The organism is Variovorax sp. OK212 (genome assembly GCF_900112425.1).
Lineage (GTDB): Bacteria > Pseudomonadota > Gammaproteobacteria > Burkholderiales > Burkholderiaceae_C > Variovorax.
Window position 1 is genome coordinate 254,290 of the sequence record NZ_FOLP01000008.1, and the last position, 19,700, is coordinate 273,989.

The following is a 19,700-nucleotide window of genomic DNA, read 5'->3' on the forward strand; positions in this document are numbered from 1 at the left end:
GCAACAAATCTACAATTCAGATAGATCAATACAGGATTCAGATCGATGGAACTGCGCCACCTTCGCTGCCTGGTCGCCGTGGCCGAAGAGCTTCACTTCGGCCGCGCCGCGCAACGCCTGCACTTGTCGCAGCCCCCTGTGAGCCTGGCCATCAAGGAGCTGGAAGACGAACTGGGCGTGGCCCTGTTCGAGCGCACCTCGCGGCGCATTGCCATCACTCGCGCGGGCGAAGACGCGCTGCACGACGCGCGCGCCGTGCTCGCCGGCATGGAAACCATGCGCCGGCGCGCGCACGACGGCGCGGCCGGCATCATGGGCTCGATTGCGGTCGGCTTCATCAGCCTGCCCGCCTATTCGTTCCTGCCGCAGACGCTGCGCTGCTTCAACGAAGCGCATCCGCGCGCGCGGGTTGCGCTGCGCGAGGGCATCACCGAGCGGATCGTTGCCGACGTCGAGGCCGGCCACCTCGACGTGGGCATGGTGCTGCAGCCGTCCGACATGCCGGCCACGCTCGGCTCGCGGCTGGTGCAGAAAGACACGCTGATCCTTGCGCTGCCCGAGGCGCATCCGCTGGCCGGTGCCGGGCCGGTGGCGCTGGAGAAGTTCTCGGGCGAGCGCTTTCTGGGCTTCGAGCGCCACATCGGCCCGCAGATGTTCGACGCCATCGTCACAACCTGCATGCGCCGCGGTTTCAGCCCGCTGATGTTTCCGGCGCGGCAGATGAACACCATCGTGAGCCTGGTGTCGGGCGGCGTGGGCATTGCGCTGGTGCCGGCGTGCGTGAAGGCGCTGCACCGCGAAGGCGTGGTGTACCGCTCGCTGAAGGGCGAGAAGACCTACGTCGACACGCTGGTGGTGTGGCGCAAGTCGGACGAGTCGCCGTTGGTGAAGGCCTTGTTGGCGTTGCTGCCCGATGCGGCACCGAGGGCGGGAAGAAAAACAGCGATGGGCGGGGCGCGCGGCTGAGCGCCGGGCGGGCGGCTTTCAGCCGAGCATCGGCGTCAGGTCCGGGTCGCCCTTGGCCATGGCGCGGCGGTACGCCGGCCGCTCGCCGATGCGCTGCAGGTAGGCGCGGATGTTCGGCCAGGGCGCAAGGTCGAGCGGCTGGAACAGCCGCATCGTGGTGAGCGAGAACACGCTCATGATGTCGGCCGCCGTGAACTCGTCGCCCGCCAGGTAAGTCGCTTCGCCCAGCCGTTTTTCCAGCAGCGTCAGCACCAGGTCGAGCCGGCCCTGAACGGCCTTGAGCACCGGGTGGTCTGCCGCCAGCTTGGCGCGGCTCATCATCATCAGGCGGCCCATCGACGGTTGCAGGTTGCCGTTGGCAAAGTGAAACCAGTACAGAAAGGCGGCGTAGTCCGCATGCTCCTGGCCGGGCTTCAGGCGGCCGCCGCCGTGCTTCACGATGATGTATTCGACGATGGCAGCCGACTCGGCCATCAGCAGATCGCCGTCTTCGATGACCGGCGCTGCGCCCAGCGGGTGCAGCGCCTTGAGTTCGGGCGGCGAGAGCACGGTGACCGCGTCGCGCGTGTGGTGCTGAAGCTCGTAAGGAATCTCCAGCTCTTCGCAGAGCCAGACGATGCGTTCGGATTGGGAATGGCCGAGGTGATGGATTTTGAGCATGGGGTGTGGGGGGGAGTGGGGGGAGTGGTTGCGGGTGTCGGGGTGCGCCGCCGGCCAATGCAGAAAGCACGCTGGCGCGGTGGCACGAGATGGTCGCACGGAACCCGACGCCTTCCCCGTCAGCCGATCAGCCTATCAGCCGCAGCGCCGACTCCCACGCCATCTGCGAATGCGCCAGCCCTTCCTCGCGGTTGAACTGCGCCGCCGTGCGCTCGCACACGGCCGCCGGCGGCAGGCTCAGCTTGCGCCCGCCGCTCAGCGCCTTCACCTGCGCCTGGCAGGCGCGCTCCAGGAAGTAGATGTTCAGGAACGCCTCGGCGATGGTGCGGCCCGCGGCCAGCAGGCCGTGGTTGCGCAGGATCATCGCGCGGTGCGTGCCCAGGCTCTTCACCAGCCGCTCGCGCTCGTCGAGGTCCAGCGCAATGCCTTCGTAGTCGTGGTAGCCCAGGTGGCCGTAGAACTTCAGCGCGTGCTGGCTGATGGGCAGCAGCCCTTCTTCCTGGCACGACACCGCGATGCCGTCGGCCGTGTGCGTGTGGATGACGCAGGCCAGATCGTGCCGCGCCATGTGCACGGCCGAGTGGATGGTGAAGCCCGCCGCGTTCACGCGCTCCGAGGCGTCGGTGGCGTTCACGGCCTTGCCGCTCGGGTCGATCTTCACCAGGTCCTGCGGCTGCATCTCGTGGAACAGCACGCCGTAGCGGTTGATGAGGAAGTGGTCGGGCGTGCCCGGCAGGCGCGCGCTGATGTGCGTGTCGACCAGGTCCGTCATGCGGAAGTGGGCGATCAGGCGGTACAGCGACGCCAGGTCGTGCCGCGTGCGGGCCTCGGCTTCTGCAATGGCTTCGGGGGAGAGTGTCTCTTCGTTGGTGGTCATGCGGTGGTCATGCGGTGATCATGCGTTGGGTGCGGCCGCAAGGCCGGGTTGTTGCCGGATCAGCTCGGCCACCGCCAGGCTCTGCGCGTCGCCCTGGCGCTCCAGCGCCGCGATCACGCCCAGGCGGTCGGCCACGGACTTGTCCTGGTTGAGCTTCATCTTTCCTTCGATGCGCGCAATGGGAATGCGCACCGCGGCAATCGCCTTCAGGCGCAGCGCCGTGTAGTCGGCCGGCACGCCGGGAAACGACCAGTCGCCGCCCAGCGGCGTGTCGTAGGTGGCCACGGTGCGCTGCAGCACCGCGTGAATGGCGTCGGTGTCCTCCACGACCTCGGGCGCGCCGTGCACGTGAATGGCGGTGTAGTTCCAGGTCGGGAAGGTCAGGCGGTGCTCGTACCAGCTCGGCGAGATGAAGGCGTGCGGGCCCTGGAAGATCACCAGCGCCGGGGCGCCGGCCTTCAGGTCGCGAAACTGCGCGTTGCTGCGCGCGAGGTGCGTGGTCAGAAGGCCGTGCGCGCTGTGCGAGCCGCCCGGGCCCTCCTCGTCGACCAGGAAGGGCAGGTGCGTGGCGTTCAGCCCGTTCTCGCCGTGCGTCACGAGCGTGGCAAAGCTCCACTCGCGCATGCGCGCGCGCAGCAGCACCTCGTCGGTCTCGGCGTAGGCCGGTGGCGTGTACATCGGCGCGGTCCTCAGGCGTGGCGCTGCAGCCAGCTCACCGTGTCGTCGAAGGCCACGCCGGCCACCTCGGCCACCGACACCGCTTCGAGGAAGCTGTGCACCGTGCCCTTGTAGATCTTCGACTCGACGTCGACGCCCTCTTTCTTCATCTTCGCGACCATGTCGATGTTGCCGTCGTACAGCGGATCGCATTCGGTGATGACGAGGTACGCCGGCGGAATGCCGCGCAGGTCGGCGTCGAGCAGGTTCATGCGCGGGTCGGTGTAGTCCTCCTTGCGGCCGAGGTAGTTCCGGTAGAACCACACCATCATGTGCAGCGACAGGCCGAAGTCGCCCGCGCCGTAGCGCACCACCGAATCCTGGTACAGGTCGGTGCTGAAGCCCGTGTAGTTGAGCACCATGCCGCGAATGGGGCTCTCGCCGATGTCGCGAAAGTGCAGGCAGGTGCCCAGCGACAGGTTGCCGCCGGCCGAGTCGCCGCCGATGAAGAGCTGCGCCGCGTCGAACTCCAGCGCGCCGGCGTTGGCCTTCAGCCAGTTGACGGTGTCGATGCACTCCTCGATCGGCTGCGGGAACTTCGCTTCGGGCGCGCGTGTGTAGTTGATGCCCACCACCACGATGCCCGCGCGCTGTGCGTACTCGCGCATCACGCGGTCGTGCGTGTTCACGCTGAACAGCACGAAGCCGCCGCCGTGGATGTAGAAGAACGCGCCCGGCATGCGGCGCTCGCTCGGGTAGTACACGCGCACCATCACCTCGCCGTGGCGCGTGGGCACCTGGTGTTCGACGGTGCGCGCCATCTGCGGGCCGCCCTCGGTCCAGGGGGCGCGCACCTGTTCCGCGATCTCGCGGCCTTCGTCGATGGAGACGGTGTCGCGGCGCGGAAACTTCGAGGCGTCGGCCGCCATCTTCTGCACGAAGAGCTGGACTTGCGGGTCGAGCGGCGCGGGCTTGGCGCCCTGGGTCGAAGCGGCGAATGCGGGGTCGAGTTGGGTCATGGTTTGCGTTGCCAGAGGAAAAATGTCGAAAGGAGGAGGAAGCGTGAACAGGGCGCGCTCAGTAGCCGCGCGCCGTGTCCACCTGGTTGAAGAACGGCGCGCCTTCGTGCAGCTGCGCCACGTTGCGTGCGATCTGCGCGGCGACCACGTCGAAGGCCGCCATGGTCGCCATGTGCGGCGTGACCACCACGCCGGGCGCCTGCCACAGCGGGTTCTCGGGCGGCAGCGGCTCCTGCTCGAACACGTCGACCACCGCGCCGCGCAGTTGGCCGCTGTCGAGCGCGGCCAGCAGGTCGGCCTCGACCAGGTGCTCGCCGCGGCCGCAATGAATCAGCGTGCTGCCCTTGGGCATGGCCGCGAAGGTGCGCGCGTTCAGGATGCCGCGCGTCTGCGGCGTGAGCGGCAGCAGGCACACCAGCACGTCGGTCTGCGCCAGGAAGGGCTCGAAGCCCTCTTCGCCGCTGAACACCGCAACGCCCCGGATCTCCCGCGCCGAGCGCGCCCAGCCGCTCACCGTGTAGCCCAGCCGGGGCAGGAAGGAGGCGATGTGCCCGCCCAGCTCGCCCAGGCCCATGAGCCCCACGCGGCAGGAGGAGGCGGGCGTCTGCAGCGGGCGCTTCCATTGCTGCACGCGCTGGCTCGCCATGGCCTGGTCGAGCTTGCGGTGGAAGTGCAGCACGCCCCACAGCACGAACTGCAGCATGCCGTCGGCCAGCAGCGGGTCGACCACGCGGCACACCGGCAGGCCGCGCAGGTCCTGCTCGGCCACCACGTTGTCGACGCCGGCCGCGATGCTGTGCACCAGCTTCAGGTTGGGCATGCGCGCATACACGCCGGGCGGCGATTGCCAGCAGGCGGCCACCTCGGCGTCGAGGCAGCGCGGGTCGGGCCAGGTGACGATGTCGAGCGTCGGGTCCGCGGCCAGCAGCAGCGGGCGCAGGAAGTCCATGTCGACGGAACGGCTCAGAAGGGCGACAGTGGTCATGGGTTCGAAAGCAGGTGCAGCGCCAGCGCGTGGTACGCGGGCAGGGTGGTGGGGTCGAGGCCGGCGTTGCCGGCCTTGGGATGGGAGGCGAAGCGCGCGATGGTCATTTCGGCCACGGGGTCGATGTAGACGCCCTGGCCGTGGATGCCGCGGGCGCAGTACGCGCCGTGGGCGTTGTGCGTGACCCACCACATGTGGCGGTAGCTCCAGCCCGGCAGCAGCGCATAGCCCGCGCGCGCGAAGTGCGCGGGGTCGGCGCCGCGGCGAATGTCTTCCACGGCCGCCGCGGGCACGATCTGGCGGCCGTTGAAGAAACCGTTGCCGCGCATCACCTCGCCGAAACGCGCCATGTCGCGCAGCGTGCCGTTGAAGGCGCCGCCCGCGCCCGCCAGGCGCTTGCCGTCGACGCCGAAGTAGGCGTCGTGCTCCGCGCCCATCGGCTGCCACAGGCGTTCCTGCACCAGCTGCTGCAGCGGCTGGCCGGTGACGTTGCACAAGATCCAGGCCAGCACCTCGGTGTTGACGGTCTTGTAGGCGAAGGCTTCGCCGTGCCAGTCGTTGCGCTGCACCGTGCAGACGAACGCGCGAATACCGCAGGGGTCGATCACGCCCGGCTCGCGCGGCAGCTGGCCGGCGGCACGCAGGTACGACCACACCTCGGCGCCGGGGCGCGTGTAGTCCTCGTCGTATTCGAGCGCGGTCGTCATGTCCATCGTCTGGCGCACGGTGGCGTTGCCCCAGGCGCTGGCTTCCAGCTCGGGCACGTAGGCCGTCACCAGCGCATCGGGGTCGATGCGCCCGGCCACCATCTCCGCCGCGGCCAGCGTGCCGACCAGCGACTTGGTGACCGACATGCACACATGCGGCGTGTGCGGGCGCAACGGGCCGTCGTAGTGCTCGTAGACGATGCGGCCTTGGTGCAGCACCACGATGCCGTCGGTGTGGTTGGCCGCGAGCGACTGGCGCCAGCTCATGGGCGCGGCGCCGCCCAGCGGCGTGAACGCCAGGCCGTCGATGTCGTCGCGCAGCGCGTACGGCAGCGTGCTCGCCGGTCCTTCGCCGCGCCACACCTGCGTGGTGGGCACGCCCTCGCGCAAGGCGCTGAAGCGTTCGCGCACGCGCGGTGCCGACCACGCACCAGGGTCTTCGCTGGGGCGGGGCGCGCCCATGCGCCAACCGAGTTCGGGGTGGCTTGCCGTCATGCCGCGAGCTTGTGTTCGAAGAAGTCGAGGCCCGGCATCGCGCCGAGCAGCTGGCGCGTGTAGTCGTGCTGCGGTGCGCTGAAGAGCTGGCCTGGCGCGCCGCGTTCCACGATCTGGCCCTTGCGCATCACCACCACCGAGTTGGAGATCTCCGCGGCCACGCGCAGGTCGTGCGTGATGAACATCATCGTCAGGCCCAGCTCGGCCTTGAGCTCGGCCAGCAGCGCGAGCACCTGCGCCTGGATCGACACGTCGAGCGCGGACACCGCCTCGTCGGCAATCAGCAGGCGCGGCTTGAGCGCCAGCGCGCGCGCGATGGAAATGCGCTGGCGCTGCCCGCCCGAGAACTCGTGCGGAAAGCGGTTGACGGCCGAGGCGCCCAGGCCCACGCGGTCGAGCAGCGCGGCCGCCGCCTTCAGCGCTTCGGCACGCGGCGTGCCGAAGATCATCGGGCCGCGCGCAATCGCGTCGCCCACCTTCTGGCGCGGGTTGAGCGAGGCGAACGGGTCCTGGAAGATGATCTGCACCTGCCGGCGGTACTCGCGCAAGGCCGCGGCGTTCTGCGTGAGCACCGGCTGGCCAGCGAAGGTGATGGCGCCGCTGTCGGGTTCGATCAGCCGCATCACCATGCGCCCGAGCGTCGACTTGCCCGAGCCCGATTCGCCCACCACCGACACGGTTTCGCCTTCCTCGATGGCCAGGTCGATGCCGTCGGCCGCCACCACCGTGCGCGGCGGCGCGAACAGGCCCGACTTCGACACGAAGGTCTTGCGCAGCTGCTCGATCTTCAGCAGCGGCTCGCTCTTCGCGGCGCTGCGCGGCGTGCTGCGGGCATGGCGGCCCGGCACCGCGTTGATGAGCGCGCGCGTGTAGTCGTGCTGCGGGTTGCGCAACACCTCGTCGCGCGTGCCTTGCTCCACCACGCGGCCATGGCGCATCACCACCACGCGGTCGGCAATGTCGGCGACCACGCCGAAGTCGTGCGTGATGAACAGCACGCCCATGCGGCGCTCGGCCTGCAGCGACTGCATCAGGTCGAGGATCTGGCGCTGCGTGGTCACGTCCAGCGCGGTGGTGGGCTCGTCGGCCAGCAGCAGGCGCGGGTTGTTCAGCAGCGCCATGGCGATCATCACGCGCTGGCGCTGGCCGCCCGACAGCTGGAACGGATAGCTGCGCACGATCTGCCTTGGCGCCGGCAGGCCGACCGCCTCGATGATCGCGATGCAGCGCTCCTCGATGGCCGAGGCCGACAGGCCCGCCGCGTTGTGCAGCTGCAGCGCCTCGGCCACCTGCGCGCCGATGCGCTGCAGCGGGTTGAGCGCGCTCATCGGCTCCTGGAACACCATGGCGATGCGCTCGCCGCGCAGCTTGCGCATGGCGGCGGCGTCGAGCCGGGTGAGGTCGGTGCCTTCGAGCAGCACGCGGCTCTTGCTGTCGAGCTTCACGCGCGGGGGTAGCAGCCCGAGGATGGCGTGCGCCGTCATCGACTTGCCCGAGCCGGACTCGCCGACCAGGCAGACGATTTCGTTCTCTGCGATGTCCAGCGTGAGCCGGTCGACCGCGTAGCTGCGGTCGCCCGAGCTCGGCAGGACGATCGACAGGTCCTGGATCGACAGCAGCGGGCCACCGGCGCCCGACGGGCTGGACTGGGAAGGAGGCATCTTCGTCATTGGCGCGAGATCCGTGGGTTGAGCACGTCGTTCAGGCCTTCGCCCACGAGGTTGATGGCCAGCACCGTCAGCAGGATGGCAAGGCCGGGAAAGAAGCTCATCCACCAGGCCTGGCGCAGCATGGTGCGCGCCGCGCCGATCATGAAACCCCAGCTCATGAGGTTGGGGTCGCCCAGGCCCATGAAGCTCAGGGCGCTTTCGATGAGGATGGCGCTGGCGATGCTCAGCGAGCCCGCCACGATGATGGGCGACAGCGCGTTCGGCAGGATGTAGCGCACGATCAGCGACAGCGGCGACTCGCCCTGGCAGCGCGCGGCCTGCACGAACTCGCGCTCCTTCAGGCTCAGGAACTCGCCGCGCGTGAGGCGTGCCACCTGCGGCCAGCTGACCAGCGCGATGGCCACCACCACGGTGCGGATGGAGGGCTCCAGGATGGCCACCAGCAGGATGCACAGCATGAACGCCGGAATGGTCTGGAACAGCTCGGTGAAGCGCATCAGCGCCTCGCCGATGCGCCCGCCCAGGTAGCCCGAGAGGGCGCCCACCACGATGCCGATGACGAGCGCCACCAGCGTGGAGGCCAGCCCGATCATCAGCGACACGCGCGTGCCGTGTGCGATGCCCGAGGCGATGTCGCGCCCCAGGCTGTCGCTGCCCAGCAGCATGCCGTCGGTGCCCGGCGGGGTGAACGGCGCCGCGATGGTGTCCCACGGGTCGCCGGGAAAGAAGAAGGGCGCGGTGACGGCCAGCGCGATGACCGCCAGCAATATCACCAGCCCGAGCATGCCGCTCGGGTGGCGCAGGAAGGAACGAAGGGTGGCTTTCATGGGGGCTTGTGTGGCGCTCAGGCGGCCTTGATTCGGGGGTCGATCACGCGGTAGAGCAGATCGGTCAGCCAGTTGAAGGCGATGACGAGCACGGAGAGCACCAGGAAGATGCCCAGCATCACCTGGTAGTCGCGCTGCAGCACCGCGTCGTAGGTGAGGCGGCCCAGGCCGGGCCAGGCGAACACCGTCTCGATGACCACCGAGCCGCCGATCAGCGTGCCGGCCTGCACGCCCGCCATGGTCACCACCGGCAGCAGCGCATTGCGCAGCATGTGGCGCCAGAGAATGCGGCTTTCCGAGGCGCCCTTGGCGCGCGCGGTCTTCACGTAGTCCTGGTGGCTCACCTCGATGATCGACGAGCGCATCAGCCGCGCGTAGATGGCCAGGTACAGCATGCCCAGCGTGAACGCCGGCAGCGCCAGGTGCTTGAGCTTGTCGAGCATGGCGGCCCAGCCGCTCATCGGCACGCCGATGGTTTCGTAGCCGAAGGCCGGCAGCCAGCCGAGCTGCACCGAGAACAGCAGCACCAGCATCAGCCCCAGCCAGAACACCGGCGTGGCGTAGATCACCAGCGCCACCAGGCTGATGAGCGTGTCCGACGCCTTGCCCGCGCGCACGCCCGCCAGGCTGCCGAGCACCACGCCGCCCACCAGCGAGATGGCGAAGGCCGACAGCGTGAGCAGCAGCGTGGCCGGCAGCCGCTCGCCGATGGCGCTGGCCACCGTGCGCTGCTGGCGGTACGAATACCCCAGGTCGAGCGTGACCACCTTGCCCAGGTACGTGGCGAGCTGCGTGGTCACGGGCTTGTCCAGCCCGTAGTCCTTGCGCACGCGCGCCAGGAAGGCCTCGTCGGTGGCGCCCGACTGCCCGGCGATCACCAGCGCAGGGTCGCCCGGCGCGGCGCGCACCAGCATGAAGTTGAAGATGGCGATCAGCAGCACCACCGCCACCATCTTCGCGAACCGCGCACCCAGCGCGCCCAGCGCGCCCAGCGCGCCCAGAGCTCCCGCTGCGCCCAGCCATTGCTGCTTCATGGATGCGTCAGGCCTTGAACGACACGGTGTCGAAGCTCTCGTGCACGCCGATGGCCGTGGTCACGAGGTTCTGGATGCGCTTGTCGTAGATGGTCGGGAACTCCATCTCCACCAGCCAGGCGATGGGCACGTCCTCGACGATGAGCTTCTGCATCTGGCTGTACAGCGCGCCGCGCTTGGCCTCGTCGACCTCGGTGGCGGCCGCGTCCGCGATCTTGTCGACCTCGGGGTTGGAGTAGCCCACCGTGTTGGTGAACAGGATCTTGCGGATGTTCGAGGTCACGTAGTTGCGGGTCACGCCCAGTGCCGGGTCCCCGAACTGGTAGAGCCACGAGAGGTTCAGGTCGTAGTCCCAGTTGCTGATGCGCTGCGTGTAGCTGCCCGGGTCGGTCGACTCCAGCACCACCGCGATGCCCACCTTGGCCAGGCACTGGCGGATGTACTCGCAGGTGCGCTGCACCATCTCGCCGTAGGGCGACACCGGGAACTTGACCGTCACGCGCGTGCCCTTGGCGTCGGGCTTGAGGCCCATCTCGTCGAGGAGCGCCTTGGCCTTCTCGATGGAGAAGTCGTACTTGCGCACGTTGGGCTCGTAGAACTTGGTCTTCGAGTTCACCGGGCCGGTGGCGACCTTGCCGAAGCCGTACAGGATCTTGTCCTTGATGAAGTTGCGGTCGATCGCATGCATCACCGCCTGGCGGAAGCGCTTGTCGTTCAGCGGCGCCGTGCGGTTGTTGATCTCCAGCCACATGATGGGCGCGAAGTACTCGTAGCCCTTGGTGGTCACGGCCAGGTTCGACTTCTTGCCCAGGCGCTGCGCGTCGAAGAGCTCCAGGTCGGTCCACTGCGTGAGCTGCACCGTGCCGTTCTCGAGCGCCAGCGCGCGCGAGGCGCCGTCGGGCACCACGCGGTAGATGATGGCGTCCAGGTAGGGCAGGCCGGGCTTGAAGTAGTTTTCGTTGCGCACCAGGTGGATGTGCGAGCCGCGCACCCATTCCTTCAGCTTGAACGGGCCCGAGCCCACCGGGTTCAGGTTGGCCGGGTTCTTCACCACGTCGGTGCCCGCGTAGATGTGCTTGGGCATCACCGGCAGGTTCGAGATGTCGAACGCACCGATGAAGGGACCGAAGGGCTCCGCGAGCTTGAAGACCACGGTTTGCGCGTCGGGCGCGGTGATCGACTCGCAGCGCCCGAAGATCGCCTTGGCGCGCGGGTGCGTGAGCGGCAGGAACTCCTTCACCGTGTAGACCACGTCCTCGGAGGTGAGCGGCTTGCCGTCGTGCCACTTGGCGTTGGGCTCCAGCTTGAAGGTGTAGGTCTTGCCGTCGGGCGAGATGGTCCAGCTCTTGGCCAGGCTGGGCAGCGGCTTCAGGTTGACGTCGTAGGTCAGCAGGCTCAGGAAGATCTTGCCGGCCACCATCTGCGTGGGCGTGAGCTGGCTGATGGCCAGGTTCAGGATGGGCGGCTCGGGCTGCACGATCGAGTTCAGCGTGCCGCCGCGCGTCTCGCCGTGCGCGTGGGTGATGCCCAGGTTGAGCTCGAGCATGCCCATGGCGCCGGCGGCCATCAGGAACTTGTTGAAGTCGCGTTTCTGCATGAAGGGTCCTCGAAGGATGGTTTGAATTCAGGAGGTGGCGAGCCGCATGGCGGTGCCCCGAGATCGCTGAATTCAGTTTAGGGAAGGGCCCCCCGCGTGATTGCAGGGATCGAGCCGAGTTCTGTTCCGTGCGGGCCATCCGGACCGGCCGCGGCGCCGCGCGAAGCCGTGGCACATGTCTTGCATGCTGCGTTGTCCTGCCATCGGGGAAGCCCGATGGTCAAGCCCATCGGACGAGGCCACCATTCGAGCCTCCTCCAGCCGGCCAGGAACTGCATGATTCGAAGCAACACTTTCCACGCCTACCAGTCCATTCCGAGGCCGGTATCGATGATCGTGGTCGAGCATGACCCCGAGCCCTCGCTGATCGTGCCCTCCCACTCGCACCCGCGCGCACAGCTCGCGTATGCGGTCAAGGGCACCTTCACGCTGCACACGCCCACCGGTGCGTGGTTGGTACCGCCCAACCGCGCCGTGTGGGTGCCCGGCGGCGTGGTGCATGAAATGCACGCGCGCGGGCAAGCGGTGTCGAACCGATCGCTCTACATCCAGCCCGACGCGTCGCCCAACCTGCCCACCGAGTGCTGCGTGATCGAGGTGTCGCCGTTGATGCGCCAGCTGGTCATCGACGCCATCGGCATTCCGCTGCTTTACGACGAAGCGGGGCGCGACGGGCGCGTGATGCGGCTCATCCTCGACGAGATCTGCGCGGCGCCCAAGGTGCCGCTGCACGTGCCCATGCCGCAGGACCCGCGGCTGCTGCGCATCTGCCGCGCGCTGCTCGACGATCCGGGCAGCGACGGCGATCTCGAGCACTGGGCGCGCCACGGCGCACTGGGCCGCCGCACGCTCACGCGCCTGTTCCGCGACGAGACCGGCATCACCTTCACCATGTGGCGCCAGCAGCTTCGCCTGATGGAGGCCTTGCGCCGGCTGGCCATGGACACGCCGGTGACCACCGTCGCGATGGACCTGGGCTACGAAAGCCCGAGCGCCTTCACTGCGATGTTCCGGCGCGTGATGGGCAAGACGCCCAAGCATTACCTCGGGCGTTGCGACGCCGACATGGCCTGAGGCAGCGCCGGCACAGCGTGAAGCTCACAGCGCCAGCCGCGTCAACGACCACGCCACGGTACCGAGCTGCGCCGCGTTGAGCATCATCCCGGCGATATGGAGCTTGCGGAACTGCAGGATCGACGTGTCTGCGGCCGGAATGCTGCCGCGCAGCATGTCCATGCGCGGAATGATGATCCAGCGGCGCAGCGCGAACGCCAGGCCGGCAATGAAGGCCATGCCGACGGAAAAGACCGGCTTGCCCGACCATGCATAGCTGAGCGCCGCCGCGCTGGCCGTCAGCATCACGGCGACGTAGTACACGTTGAACAGCCCGCGGATGAAGCGCGAGTCCAGCGGGGTGTCGTGCTTGAGCACCAGCAGCGGCAGCGAGCCCATCATGAAGAACCCCATCCAGACGAGCAGGATGACCGTCGCTATGAGCGAAATGACGATGGGAAGCATCTGAACTCTCCGCAATATCGAAGCGTGTCCTTGCGCCGGACCGCTGCGTGAAGCTGGCGCCGCGGCTGGCTAGGCGCGCACCGTTGCAGCGGTCCTGCTGCCTGGCGAAGGATACGCGCCAAGGCGGGTCGAGAGGAAGTCCAGGAGCGCGCGCATGGCGGCGCTGTTGTGCCTGTTCTGGAGGTACACGGCCGACAGCCACATGTCGGTTCGCGCGTAAGCCTCCAGGCCCACCACGAGCTCGCCGCGGTCCACATGCGGCTGCACGAGCAGGGCCGGCAGGTACACCATGCCGTAGCCCTGCAGCGCGACCTGGATCAGCGGCGTGACGTCGGTGGATTCCATGCGGGGCGTGACCGGCACGTCGAGCACGTCGCCGCCGACGTCGAAGCTCCATTCGGGATGCGGCCCGGCGCCCGAGAGCGCCAGCGCGTGGTAGTCGCCGAGCTCCGAGGGATGCTCGGGCATGCCGTGCTTCTTCCAGTACGCGGGCGAAGCGCACAGCATCAGCGGCATCTGCCGCAGCTTGCGCACGATGAGGTTCTCGTCGGCAACGGGGCCGAAGCACAGGGCGAGGTCGATCGCCTCCTCGGCCAGGTCGACGGCGCGGCCGGTGAGCTGCAGGTTGACGGTGATGTCGGGGTAGTGGCCCATGAACTGCGCGAGCAGCAGCGGCAGCTCGCCATGGCCCATGCCGTTGGGCGCCGAGATGCACATCTTTCCCGAAGGCCGGCTCGCGCGTTCCTTGAGGTCGGCGCGGGCCAGCAGGATCATTTCGATGACCGGCGTGCTGCGCTCCAGCAGCAGGGCGCCCGCGTCGGTCATGCTCACGGCGCGGGTCGTGCGGTTGAGCAGGCGCACGCCGAAGCGCGTCTCGAGCTCGGCCACGTACTTGCTGACGCTGGCCTTCGACATGTCCAGCCGTGCGGCCGCGCGGGAAAAGCTGCCGACCGCGACAACCTCGTGGAAGGTGCGGATGAGGTCGAAGCTGTCCATGGTGATTCCTGGCTGCGTGCGTTACGGGTCTGAGCGTTGGCTGCTGTGAGTGTTCGGGGAAGGCATGCTCGCGTCAGCGAGATTTCTTTGCCGCGACCGGCCGCGATTTCTTCGGGAGCTTGGCCTTGGTGGCCGGGCGAGCAGCAGGGCGCGCCTTGCGCTTCGCGTTGCCCGGCACGTCACGGTCGGTCGCAATGGCGCGAGCGAACAGGGTGACCGCGCTGGCCGCCCATTCAGTGAGTTGCGCCGACGACGGCCTGGTGTCCGCGTGCGTCAGGCACCTGAGCTGCGCGTCGTTGCGAACGAGCGAGAGGAACAGCGTCGCGGCGATGCTCGGCGCCAATCCACCGAGATCGGCTTCTTTGGCGGCAACCGCCTGCACCAGCGCTTGCGCCACCGGCACGGCCATGGCCGCCGGTCCCGACACATAGAACTTGCTGGACAGATCGGGGAAGCGGCGCGCCTCCGCGATCGCGACCCGGCACAGCGCGAGGCTGTCTTCGGACAACACGATGCCGAGGTAGGTGCGCGCGAACGCCTGCAGCGTTTCCTTCAGCTTGCCGGGGCGATGGCTGATGTCGCGCATGGTTTGCATGGAGGCATCGATCTGCGCGGTGAGCACCGCGGCAAACAGCGCTTCCTTGTTCGCGTAGTGCGCGTAGACGGTGGCCTTGGAAACACCGGCCTCCTGCTGGATCATGTCCGTCGTCGCCGCACTGAAGCCGTGGCTGAAGAAGACCTTGCGCGCGGCCTGCAGCACGGTGGTCGCCTTCGTGCGCGTTCCCGTTTCTTCTGAGCCTGGCAATGGCGCCTCGGGCGCCGTTGCGCGGGCGGAGCGCGAGGTCTTGGATGGTGTAGGCATGGGGTGGAACAGTCGCAGTCGGCGAACACGTTGCGTGCCCGAATCGTACCGTACCGCTCGGTTCAGTGCAATCACCACCCCGCCTGCAAGGCTTAAGGCGGTGCCCTCTGGCTTCCCGCCGTTTTCAGGCGCGGCTCCACGCCACCAGCGGTTTCCAGGCGGCCTGCAACAGAACGCCCGCAATGCAGATGCAGGCGAACACCGCGAGGATCACGAAGTAGTCGAGCGCGCCCGTGAACAGTGCCTCTTGCGAGACCAGCTGCGAGAGCCGCGCCAATGCCATCCGTGGCGCGAGGGCGGGGTCGCCGTGCGCCGAGAAATGCTGCGTGGCCTGGTCGAGCCACTGCTGCACCGGCGGCGACGTCATGGTCTCGCCGAAGCGCGTGTAGCGCACGGCGCTGCGCCATTGCAGGCAGAGCGTGGCCAATGCCGTGCCCGCGGCCACGCCGAACTGCCCGAGCATGTTCTTCACCTGGATGGCGTGCGAGAACGTGAGCGGGTCGTGCTGCACATTCCTGAAGGTCTGGATGGCGGTGGTCGGAAGAACGAGGATGACGAACGCGCCCATGCAGAAGAGGGCCGGCACGGCGCTGAGCCAGGGGTTGGCCGCTTCGCTCAGGCCGGCGAGGCGCACCGCGCCGATCACGAGCGCGACGAAGCCCGCAACGTAGTAGCGCGTCGGGCCCTGGTGGCCCTTGAGCAGGCGCGACAGCACGATCCAGGTGGCCACGCCGCCGAGCGCGCCGATGCCGATGAAGCTGGCGGCCCGCTCCAGCGGCACGTCGAATGCCCGCTGCAGAAGCACCGGCAGCATGTAGTTGTCGGCACCGAGAACCAGGTACGCGAGCGCGAACATGGCCAGGCCCACGAGGTAGCGGGCAGTCAGCAGCGGGTTGAACTGGATCAACGAGCCGCGCGATCCGCGGCCGTTCCTTGCGAGGAAGATCGCAATGCCCGCCACCCCCAATGCAATCGCGGCCCACAGGCGGCCAGGCGATTCGAAGTAGTGGAACGCCGCCTGCTGCAGGCAATGCAGCACGACGAAGCTGCCGGCCATCAGCCCCGTCAGGCCGGCAGGATCGACTCGGGAGCGCGCATCCGGCGGCACCACGGACGCATCGTCGAGAACGAAGAGGGCCAGCAGCAGGAGCAGCGCCGCAGGCACCAGCAGCACCAGGAACGACAGGCGCCAGCTGTGCTGCGAGAGCGCGAACCCCACGAGAAAAGGGGCCAGCACCAGGCCCCACGCGATGCCGGCCGCGTAGAAGCGGATGCCGGTGAACCGCCGCGGCGACGGCGGAATGCGGTCCACGATCAGGCGCCCCGCGGTCATGAAAGAGGCACAGCCCAACGCCATGGTCACGCGGCCCAGCAGGAACGCCGGCAGGCTGCCGCTGGTTCCGCAGACCAGCGCACCCAGTGCAAACGCGGCGGCCGACGACATCATCAGCGTGCGCCAGCCGAAGCGTTCGACCAGCCAGCGATGAAGACAGATGACACCGATGGCGACAACCGCGTAGGCCGTGGCGACCAGGCTGTACTCCTCGGGGCTCGCGCCGATGTCGCCCATCACCGGCGCGGCGCTGAAGGCCACTGTGCCGGTCTGCAGGAAATCGGCGAGCGGCAGGAGGCCGATGAGGGCATGGAGCCAGAAGCTTCGGCGTTGGGCTGCATGCATATCGGTCGTTTCTTCTCGCGGGCTAAAAGACGGGTTTCCGGGTGCTTGTGGCGAGATCTGGAATCAGGAATCTTGTTCGGTGGATCGGTGCTGGAAAGTCTGCGCACGATTCGGCGCTGCACTCCGTCGGAATGGGAATCGCGCGGTTCGCGGCCTTGAAACAATCGGCGCGCGAGAAACGAAGCGCGGGGCTGTCGAATCTCGCCTTGCCGTTCAGGCGGCATGCGCCGCGCTTGGCGCCGCATGCGGTCATTCCGTCGCACCCGGATAGCCTTCGACACGCCGGTGCGGCACAGTCGCACCCTCGACTTCATTGCCCGGAAGGAGCACCCGAATGATTCGCAAAGAACGCCTCACCGCCAAGCTGGAGGGAGACTTCGTGGTGTTCCTCATCGGCATGCGCATCAACCAGCCCTTGAAGGTCCACAAGTGGCTGCCGGTTGCGGCGGCCATGCCCCGCATGCTCAAGGAGCTTTACCGTCAGCCGGAGCGCGGCCTGCTGCATGCCGAGTTCTGGTTCTCGCGCACGATCGTCGTGCTGCAGTACTGGCGCTCCATGGAGCAGCTGCTGGCCTATGCGAAAGACAAGGAAGCGGAGCACCTGCCGGCCTGGCGCGCGTTCAACAAGTCCGTCGGCACCGATGGCTCGGTGGGCATCTGGCACGAGACCTATGCGGTCTCGCCGGGCACCTACGAGAACATCTACGTCAACATGCCGCCGTTCGGGCTCGGCCGCGCCGGAACGGCGCAGAGCGTGGTGGAAGCCAACCGCTCGGCGGCGGCTCGGCTGAAAGCCACGAGCGCGCAGGAGTGATCTGACACCCTCCTTGCGCCCCCACCCGCCGGCGCGGCCGGCGTTTTGTTAACTATCGGCGTACTTTCGGGTGCGCCTGCGCCCGTTCGACACACAAGATGCCCAAGGCGCCGCTGGAGGCCGAGGAGATAATTGTGTCCCGATGAAACCGTGTCTTCATGCCCTCGATCGCCCCGTCATCCGCCTCGCGATGACGGTGATCGGCATCGGTTTCGGCACTGGTGCCGGAATTGACATCGGCATCGGCATCGGCATCGGCATCGCCGGCGGCAAGGCGCCGCAGCCGATGCCCCCAGGCCCGGCGCATTGAACCTCACCCATGAGGCCCGTCAGCAAAGCTTGTCGGCAAGGCGGCCGATGGATCGCAAGGCTGTGGCTGGCCTTGTCGCTCGCCGTGCTGGCTTGCGCGCACGCCAGCGAATCGCCGACAGCGGACACGGTGCCCCCGCACGATCGCGCACGCCACTTCACCCAGGCCGAGCTGCTGTCCGTTCCCGGCATCGGCTACGCCCTGCCTGCGCAACGCATCGAGGATGCGGCGTTGCCGAGCGAGGGCTGGAAAGAGGTCGATCTCCCGTACACCGCCGGCCGTGAACTGGTCCCCAGCGCGGCGGGCGGCGAGCGGACCGTCACCGACTGGTACCGCATCGACCTGGCCGGACTGCCGCCCTCGACGCAGCCGCGCCTGCTCTATCTGCCGCGCTGGAAGACGCTCGGCCACATCGCGGTGTACGGCGACGGCGTGTTGCTCTACCAGTCGCATGGCAGCCCCATTCACAACGGCTACAACCATCCGCTGCTGCTGCCGCTGAACGCCACCGCCAATGCGCAGCCCCCTTCGTCGGTGCTGATTGGCGTCAATCGCCTGCGCAGCAGCGGCAGCGGTTTCTCCACGGTGTGGGTGGGCGACGAAGACGCCCTGAGCTGGCGCTACCAGGTGCGCCAGTTGCTGCAGGTGCAATTGCCGTTCATGGGCAGCGCCGCGTTCCTGGCGGTCGGCCTGTTCGCGTTCGCGGTGTGGCTGGGCAAGCGGCGCGAATCGCTCTACCTGCTGTTCTTCGCCATCTCCGCGCTGGCCTTCCTGCGCATGCTGCACTACTACGTGGGCGGCAGCTACATCCCGCTGTCGGACGACTGGTTCGAATGGATGACCGTGTCCAGCCTGCTCTGGCTGATCGTGGTCATCCACCTGTTCCTGCAGCGCCTGCACCAGCAGCCCTCGCCCTGGCTGACCCGCCTGGCGCTCGCGTTGACGCTGGCCTGCAATGTCGCGACGCTGCCGCACCTGTCGGCGTCGATCGTCAGCCTCTACCTGTTCACGCCGCTGCTCAACCTCATGGTGCTGCCGGTTGCGGTGCTGATCTTCGCGGTGAACCTGCGCAAGGCGCTGCGCGCGCAGTTGCCCGAAGGGCGCCTGGTGGCGGGCTGGACTGTGTTCGCGGTGGTGTTCACTTCCTACGACGGCCTGCTGCAGAACAACCTGGTGAGCCCGGAGGCCGTGTACACCTCGCCCTACGCCATCATCGGCCTGTTCTTCGTGTTCTCGTACATCATGTTCCAGCGTTACACCGACGCGTTCGCCGAGGTGGCGCGGCTGAACACCGGCCTGGCCCGGCGCCTGCAGGAGCGCGAGGCCGAGCTGGACCAGAGCTACCAGCGGCTGCGCGTGATCGAGAACCAGAACATGCTCAGCGCCGAACGCCGGCGCCTGATGCAGGACATGCACGACGGGCTGGGCTCCACGCTCATCAGCGCCATCCGCTCCGTGGAGCGCGGCGCCATGAGCGATGCAGAGATCTCCGTCGTGCTCAAGGGCTGCATGGAAGACCTGAAGCTGGTGATCGACTCCATGGAAAGCGTCGACGCCGACCTGCTGCTGCTGCTCGCCACCTTGCGCTTTCGGCTGGCGCCGCGCATCGAGAGCGCGGGCGTCACGCTGCGCTGGGAGGTGCAGCCCGTGCCTGCGTTGTCCTGGCTCGACCCGAACAGCGCGCTGCACATCCTGCGGATCATGCAGGAGTGCGTGGCCAACGTGCTGCGCCACACCCAGGCCACCACCATCGGCGTCAGCACCGCAACGGTGGACGGCGGCGTGTGCGTGCGGATCGAAGACAACGGCGCGGGCTTTTCGGTGGACGAGGCCTTGCGCCGCGGCGGCCGCGGTCTGCACAACCAGCACCGCCGCGCGCTGGCCATCGGCGGAACGGTGAGCTGGGAATCGGGGAGCGCCGGCACGCGCTTCACGCTGTGGTTGCCGATTCATCGCGAGCTCGACGCCGACAAGATCGTGCGCCGCTTCGGCTCCTGAGCGTCGCGATTCGCGACGATCTTGTTACTC

At 68.0% G+C, this 19,700-nt stretch carries 18 protein-coding genes; 4 read left to right on the forward strand and 14 right to left on the reverse strand.

The genetic code is table 11. The features are described 5' to 3' along the window. Window positions 1-45 precede the first annotated feature (45 nt). On the forward strand, window positions 46-966 hold the full coding sequence (locus BM004_RS23650) for a LysR family transcriptional regulator (RefSeq protein ID WP_093217320.1): 921 nt from the start codon (window positions 46-48) through the stop codon (window positions 964-966). An 18-nt stretch (window positions 967-984) separates the two neighbouring features. Here BM004_RS23650 and BM004_RS23655 read toward each other — a convergent pair whose 3' ends face one another. From BM004_RS23655 to BM004_RS23700, 10 genes are all read right to left on the reverse strand, one after another. After that, window positions 985-1,626: a glutathione S-transferase family protein gene (locus BM004_RS23655; RefSeq protein WP_093130017.1), complete on the reverse strand. Its 642-nt coding sequence runs from the start codon at window positions 1,624-1,626 to the stop codon at window positions 985-987. A 127-nt stretch (window positions 1,627-1,753) separates the two neighbouring features. Beyond that, window positions 1,754-2,503, reverse strand: a complete 750-nt coding sequence (locus tag BM004_RS23660) for a class II aldolase/adducin family protein (RefSeq protein ID WP_093217323.1) — start codon at window positions 2,501-2,503, stop codon at window positions 1,754-1,756. A gap of 18 nt (window positions 2,504-2,521) precedes the next feature. Continuing rightward, complete coding sequence (locus BM004_RS23665) at window positions 2,522-3,181, reverse strand: FMN-binding negative transcriptional regulator (RefSeq protein ID WP_093217326.1); 660 nt, start codon at window positions 3,179-3,181, stop codon at window positions 2,522-2,524. An 11-nt stretch (window positions 3,182-3,192) separates the two neighbouring features. Beyond that, window positions 3,193-4,179 (reverse strand): alpha/beta hydrolase fold domain-containing protein, encoded by a 987-nt coding sequence (locus BM004_RS23670; protein WP_093217329.1) that lies wholly within the window; start codon window positions 4,177-4,179, stop codon window positions 3,193-3,195. A 58-nt stretch (window positions 4,180-4,237) separates the two neighbouring features. Next, window positions 4,238-5,164, reverse strand: a complete 927-nt coding sequence (locus BM004_RS23675; RefSeq protein ID WP_093217332.1) for a 2-hydroxyacid dehydrogenase — start codon at window positions 5,162-5,164, stop codon at window positions 4,238-4,240. Beyond that, a complete protein-coding gene (locus tag BM004_RS23680) occupies window positions 5,161-6,366 on the reverse strand; it encodes a serine hydrolase domain-containing protein (RefSeq protein ID WP_093217334.1) in 1,206 nt (401 codons plus the stop codon). The genes BM004_RS23675 and BM004_RS23680 overlap by 4 nt, the downstream gene beginning before the upstream one ends. Further along, window positions 6,363-8,027 carry an ABC transporter ATP-binding protein gene (locus BM004_RS23685; RefSeq protein ID WP_093217432.1) on the reverse strand — a complete coding sequence of 555 codons (1,665 nt, stop codon included), beginning with the start codon at window positions 8,025-8,027 and terminating at the stop codon, window positions 6,363-6,365. Before BM004_RS23685 ends, BM004_RS23680 begins: the two co-directional genes overlap by 4 nt. A gap of 5 nt (window positions 8,028-8,032) precedes the next feature. After that, window positions 8,033-8,863 (reverse strand): ABC transporter permease, encoded by an 831-nt coding sequence (locus BM004_RS23690; RefSeq protein ID WP_093130011.1) that lies wholly within the window; start codon window positions 8,861-8,863, stop codon window positions 8,033-8,035. A gap of 17 nt (window positions 8,864-8,880) precedes the next feature. Further along, the gene (locus tag BM004_RS23695; RefSeq protein ID WP_093217337.1) at window positions 8,881-9,897 is read right to left on the reverse strand and encodes an ABC transporter permease; all 1,017 of its coding nucleotides are present in this window, start codon (window positions 9,895-9,897) and stop codon (window positions 8,881-8,883) included. Window positions 9,898-9,904: 7 nt separating this feature from the next. After that, window positions 9,905-11,494: an ABC transporter substrate-binding protein gene (locus BM004_RS23700; protein WP_093130009.1), complete on the reverse strand. Its 1,590-nt coding sequence runs from the start codon at window positions 11,492-11,494 to the stop codon at window positions 9,905-9,907. Between the two features lie 276 nt (window positions 11,495-11,770). Here BM004_RS23700 and BM004_RS23705 point away from each other — a divergent pair, with 276 nt between their 5' ends. Next, a complete protein-coding gene (locus BM004_RS23705; protein ID WP_256220014.1) occupies window positions 11,771-12,568 on the forward strand; it encodes an AraC family transcriptional regulator in 798 nt (265 codons plus the stop codon). A 24-nt stretch (window positions 12,569-12,592) separates the two neighbouring features. Here the strand turns inward: BM004_RS23705 and BM004_RS23710 are convergent, their stop codons facing one another. The 4 genes from BM004_RS23710 to BM004_RS23725 form a co-directional block, all read right to left on the reverse strand. Continuing rightward, the gene (locus BM004_RS23710) at window positions 12,593-13,012 is read right to left on the reverse strand and encodes a hypothetical protein (RefSeq protein ID WP_093130008.1); all 420 of its coding nucleotides are present in this window, start codon (window positions 13,010-13,012) and stop codon (window positions 12,593-12,595) included. Window positions 13,013-13,081: 69 nt separating this feature from the next. Further along, the gene (locus BM004_RS23715; RefSeq protein WP_093217340.1) at window positions 13,082-14,008 is read right to left on the reverse strand and encodes a LysR family transcriptional regulator; all 927 of its coding nucleotides are present in this window, start codon (window positions 14,006-14,008) and stop codon (window positions 13,082-13,084) included. A 73-nt stretch (window positions 14,009-14,081) separates the two neighbouring features. Beyond that, window positions 14,082-14,768, reverse strand: a complete 687-nt coding sequence (locus BM004_RS23720; RefSeq protein ID WP_256220015.1) for a TetR/AcrR family transcriptional regulator — start codon at window positions 14,766-14,768, stop codon at window positions 14,082-14,084. A gap of 226 nt (window positions 14,769-14,994) precedes the next feature. Next, window positions 14,995-16,548 carry an MFS transporter gene (locus BM004_RS23725; protein ID WP_093217345.1) on the reverse strand — a complete coding sequence of 518 codons (1,554 nt, stop codon included), beginning with the start codon at window positions 16,546-16,548 and terminating at the stop codon, window positions 14,995-14,997. A 334-nt stretch (window positions 16,549-16,882) separates the two neighbouring features. Between BM004_RS23725 and BM004_RS23730 the strand changes: the two genes are divergently transcribed. After that, a complete protein-coding gene (locus tag BM004_RS23730) occupies window positions 16,883-17,362 on the forward strand; it encodes a DUF4188 domain-containing protein (protein WP_093130004.1) in 480 nt (159 codons plus the stop codon). Window positions 17,363-17,801: 439 nt separating this feature from the next. Beyond that, on the forward strand, window positions 17,802-19,670 hold the full coding sequence (locus BM004_RS23735) for a sensor histidine kinase (protein ID WP_256220016.1): 1,869 nt from the start codon (window positions 17,802-17,804) through the stop codon (window positions 19,668-19,670). Window positions 19,671-19,700: the final 30 nt, after the last annotated feature.

Bases quoted from the DNA above. Each gene is read 5' to 3' on its own strand.
- BM004_RS23650 (WP_093217320.1), top strand. From the start codon at position 46: ATGGAACTGCGCCACCTTCGCTGCCTGGTCGCCGTGGCCGAAGAGCTT.
- BM004_RS23655 (WP_093130017.1), bottom strand. From the start codon at position 1,626: ATGCTCAAAATCCATCACCTCGGCCATTCCCAATCCGAACGCATCGTC.
- BM004_RS23660 (WP_093217323.1), bottom strand. From the start codon at position 2,503: ATGACCACCAACGAAGAGACACTCTCCCCCGAAGCCATTGCAGAAGCC.
- BM004_RS23665 (WP_093217326.1), bottom strand. From the start codon at position 3,181: ATGTACACGCCACCGGCCTACGCCGAGACCGACGAGGTGCTGCTGCGC.
- BM004_RS23670 (WP_093217329.1), bottom strand. From the start codon at position 4,179: ATGACCCAACTCGACCCCGCATTCGCCGCTTCGACCCAGGGCGCCAAG.
- BM004_RS23675 (WP_093217332.1), bottom strand. From the start codon at position 5,164: ATGACCACTGTCGCCCTTCTGAGCCGTTCCGTCGACATGGACTTCCTG.
- BM004_RS23680 (WP_093217334.1), bottom strand. From the start codon at position 6,366: ATGACGGCAAGCCACCCCGAACTCGGTTGGCGCATGGGCGCGCCCCGC.
- BM004_RS23685 (WP_093217432.1), bottom strand. From the start codon at position 8,027: ATGCCTCCTTCCCAGTCCAGCCCGTCGGGCGCCGGTGGCCCGCTGCTG.
- BM004_RS23690 (WP_093130011.1), bottom strand. From the start codon at position 8,863: ATGAAAGCCACCCTTCGTTCCTTCCTGCGCCACCCGAGCGGCATGCTC.
- BM004_RS23695 (WP_093217337.1), bottom strand. From the start codon at position 9,897: ATGAAGCAGCAATGGCTGGGCGCAGCGGGAGCTCTGGGCGCGCTGGGC.
- BM004_RS23700 (WP_093130009.1), bottom strand. From the start codon at position 11,494: ATGCAGAAACGCGACTTCAACAAGTTCCTGATGGCCGCCGGCGCCATG.
- BM004_RS23705 (WP_256220014.1), top strand. From the start codon at position 11,771: ATGATTCGAAGCAACACTTTCCACGCCTACCAGTCCATTCCGAGGCCG.
- BM004_RS23710 (WP_093130008.1), bottom strand. From the start codon at position 13,012: ATGCTTCCCATCGTCATTTCGCTCATAGCGACGGTCATCCTGCTCGTC.
- BM004_RS23715 (WP_093217340.1), bottom strand. From the start codon at position 14,008: ATGGACAGCTTCGACCTCATCCGCACCTTCCACGAGGTTGTCGCGGTC.
- BM004_RS23725 (WP_093217345.1), bottom strand. From the start codon at position 16,548: ATGCATGCAGCCCAACGCCGAAGCTTCTGGCTCCATGCCCTCATCGGC.
- BM004_RS23730 (WP_093130004.1), top strand. From the start codon at position 16,883: ATGATTCGCAAAGAACGCCTCACCGCCAAGCTGGAGGGAGACTTCGTG.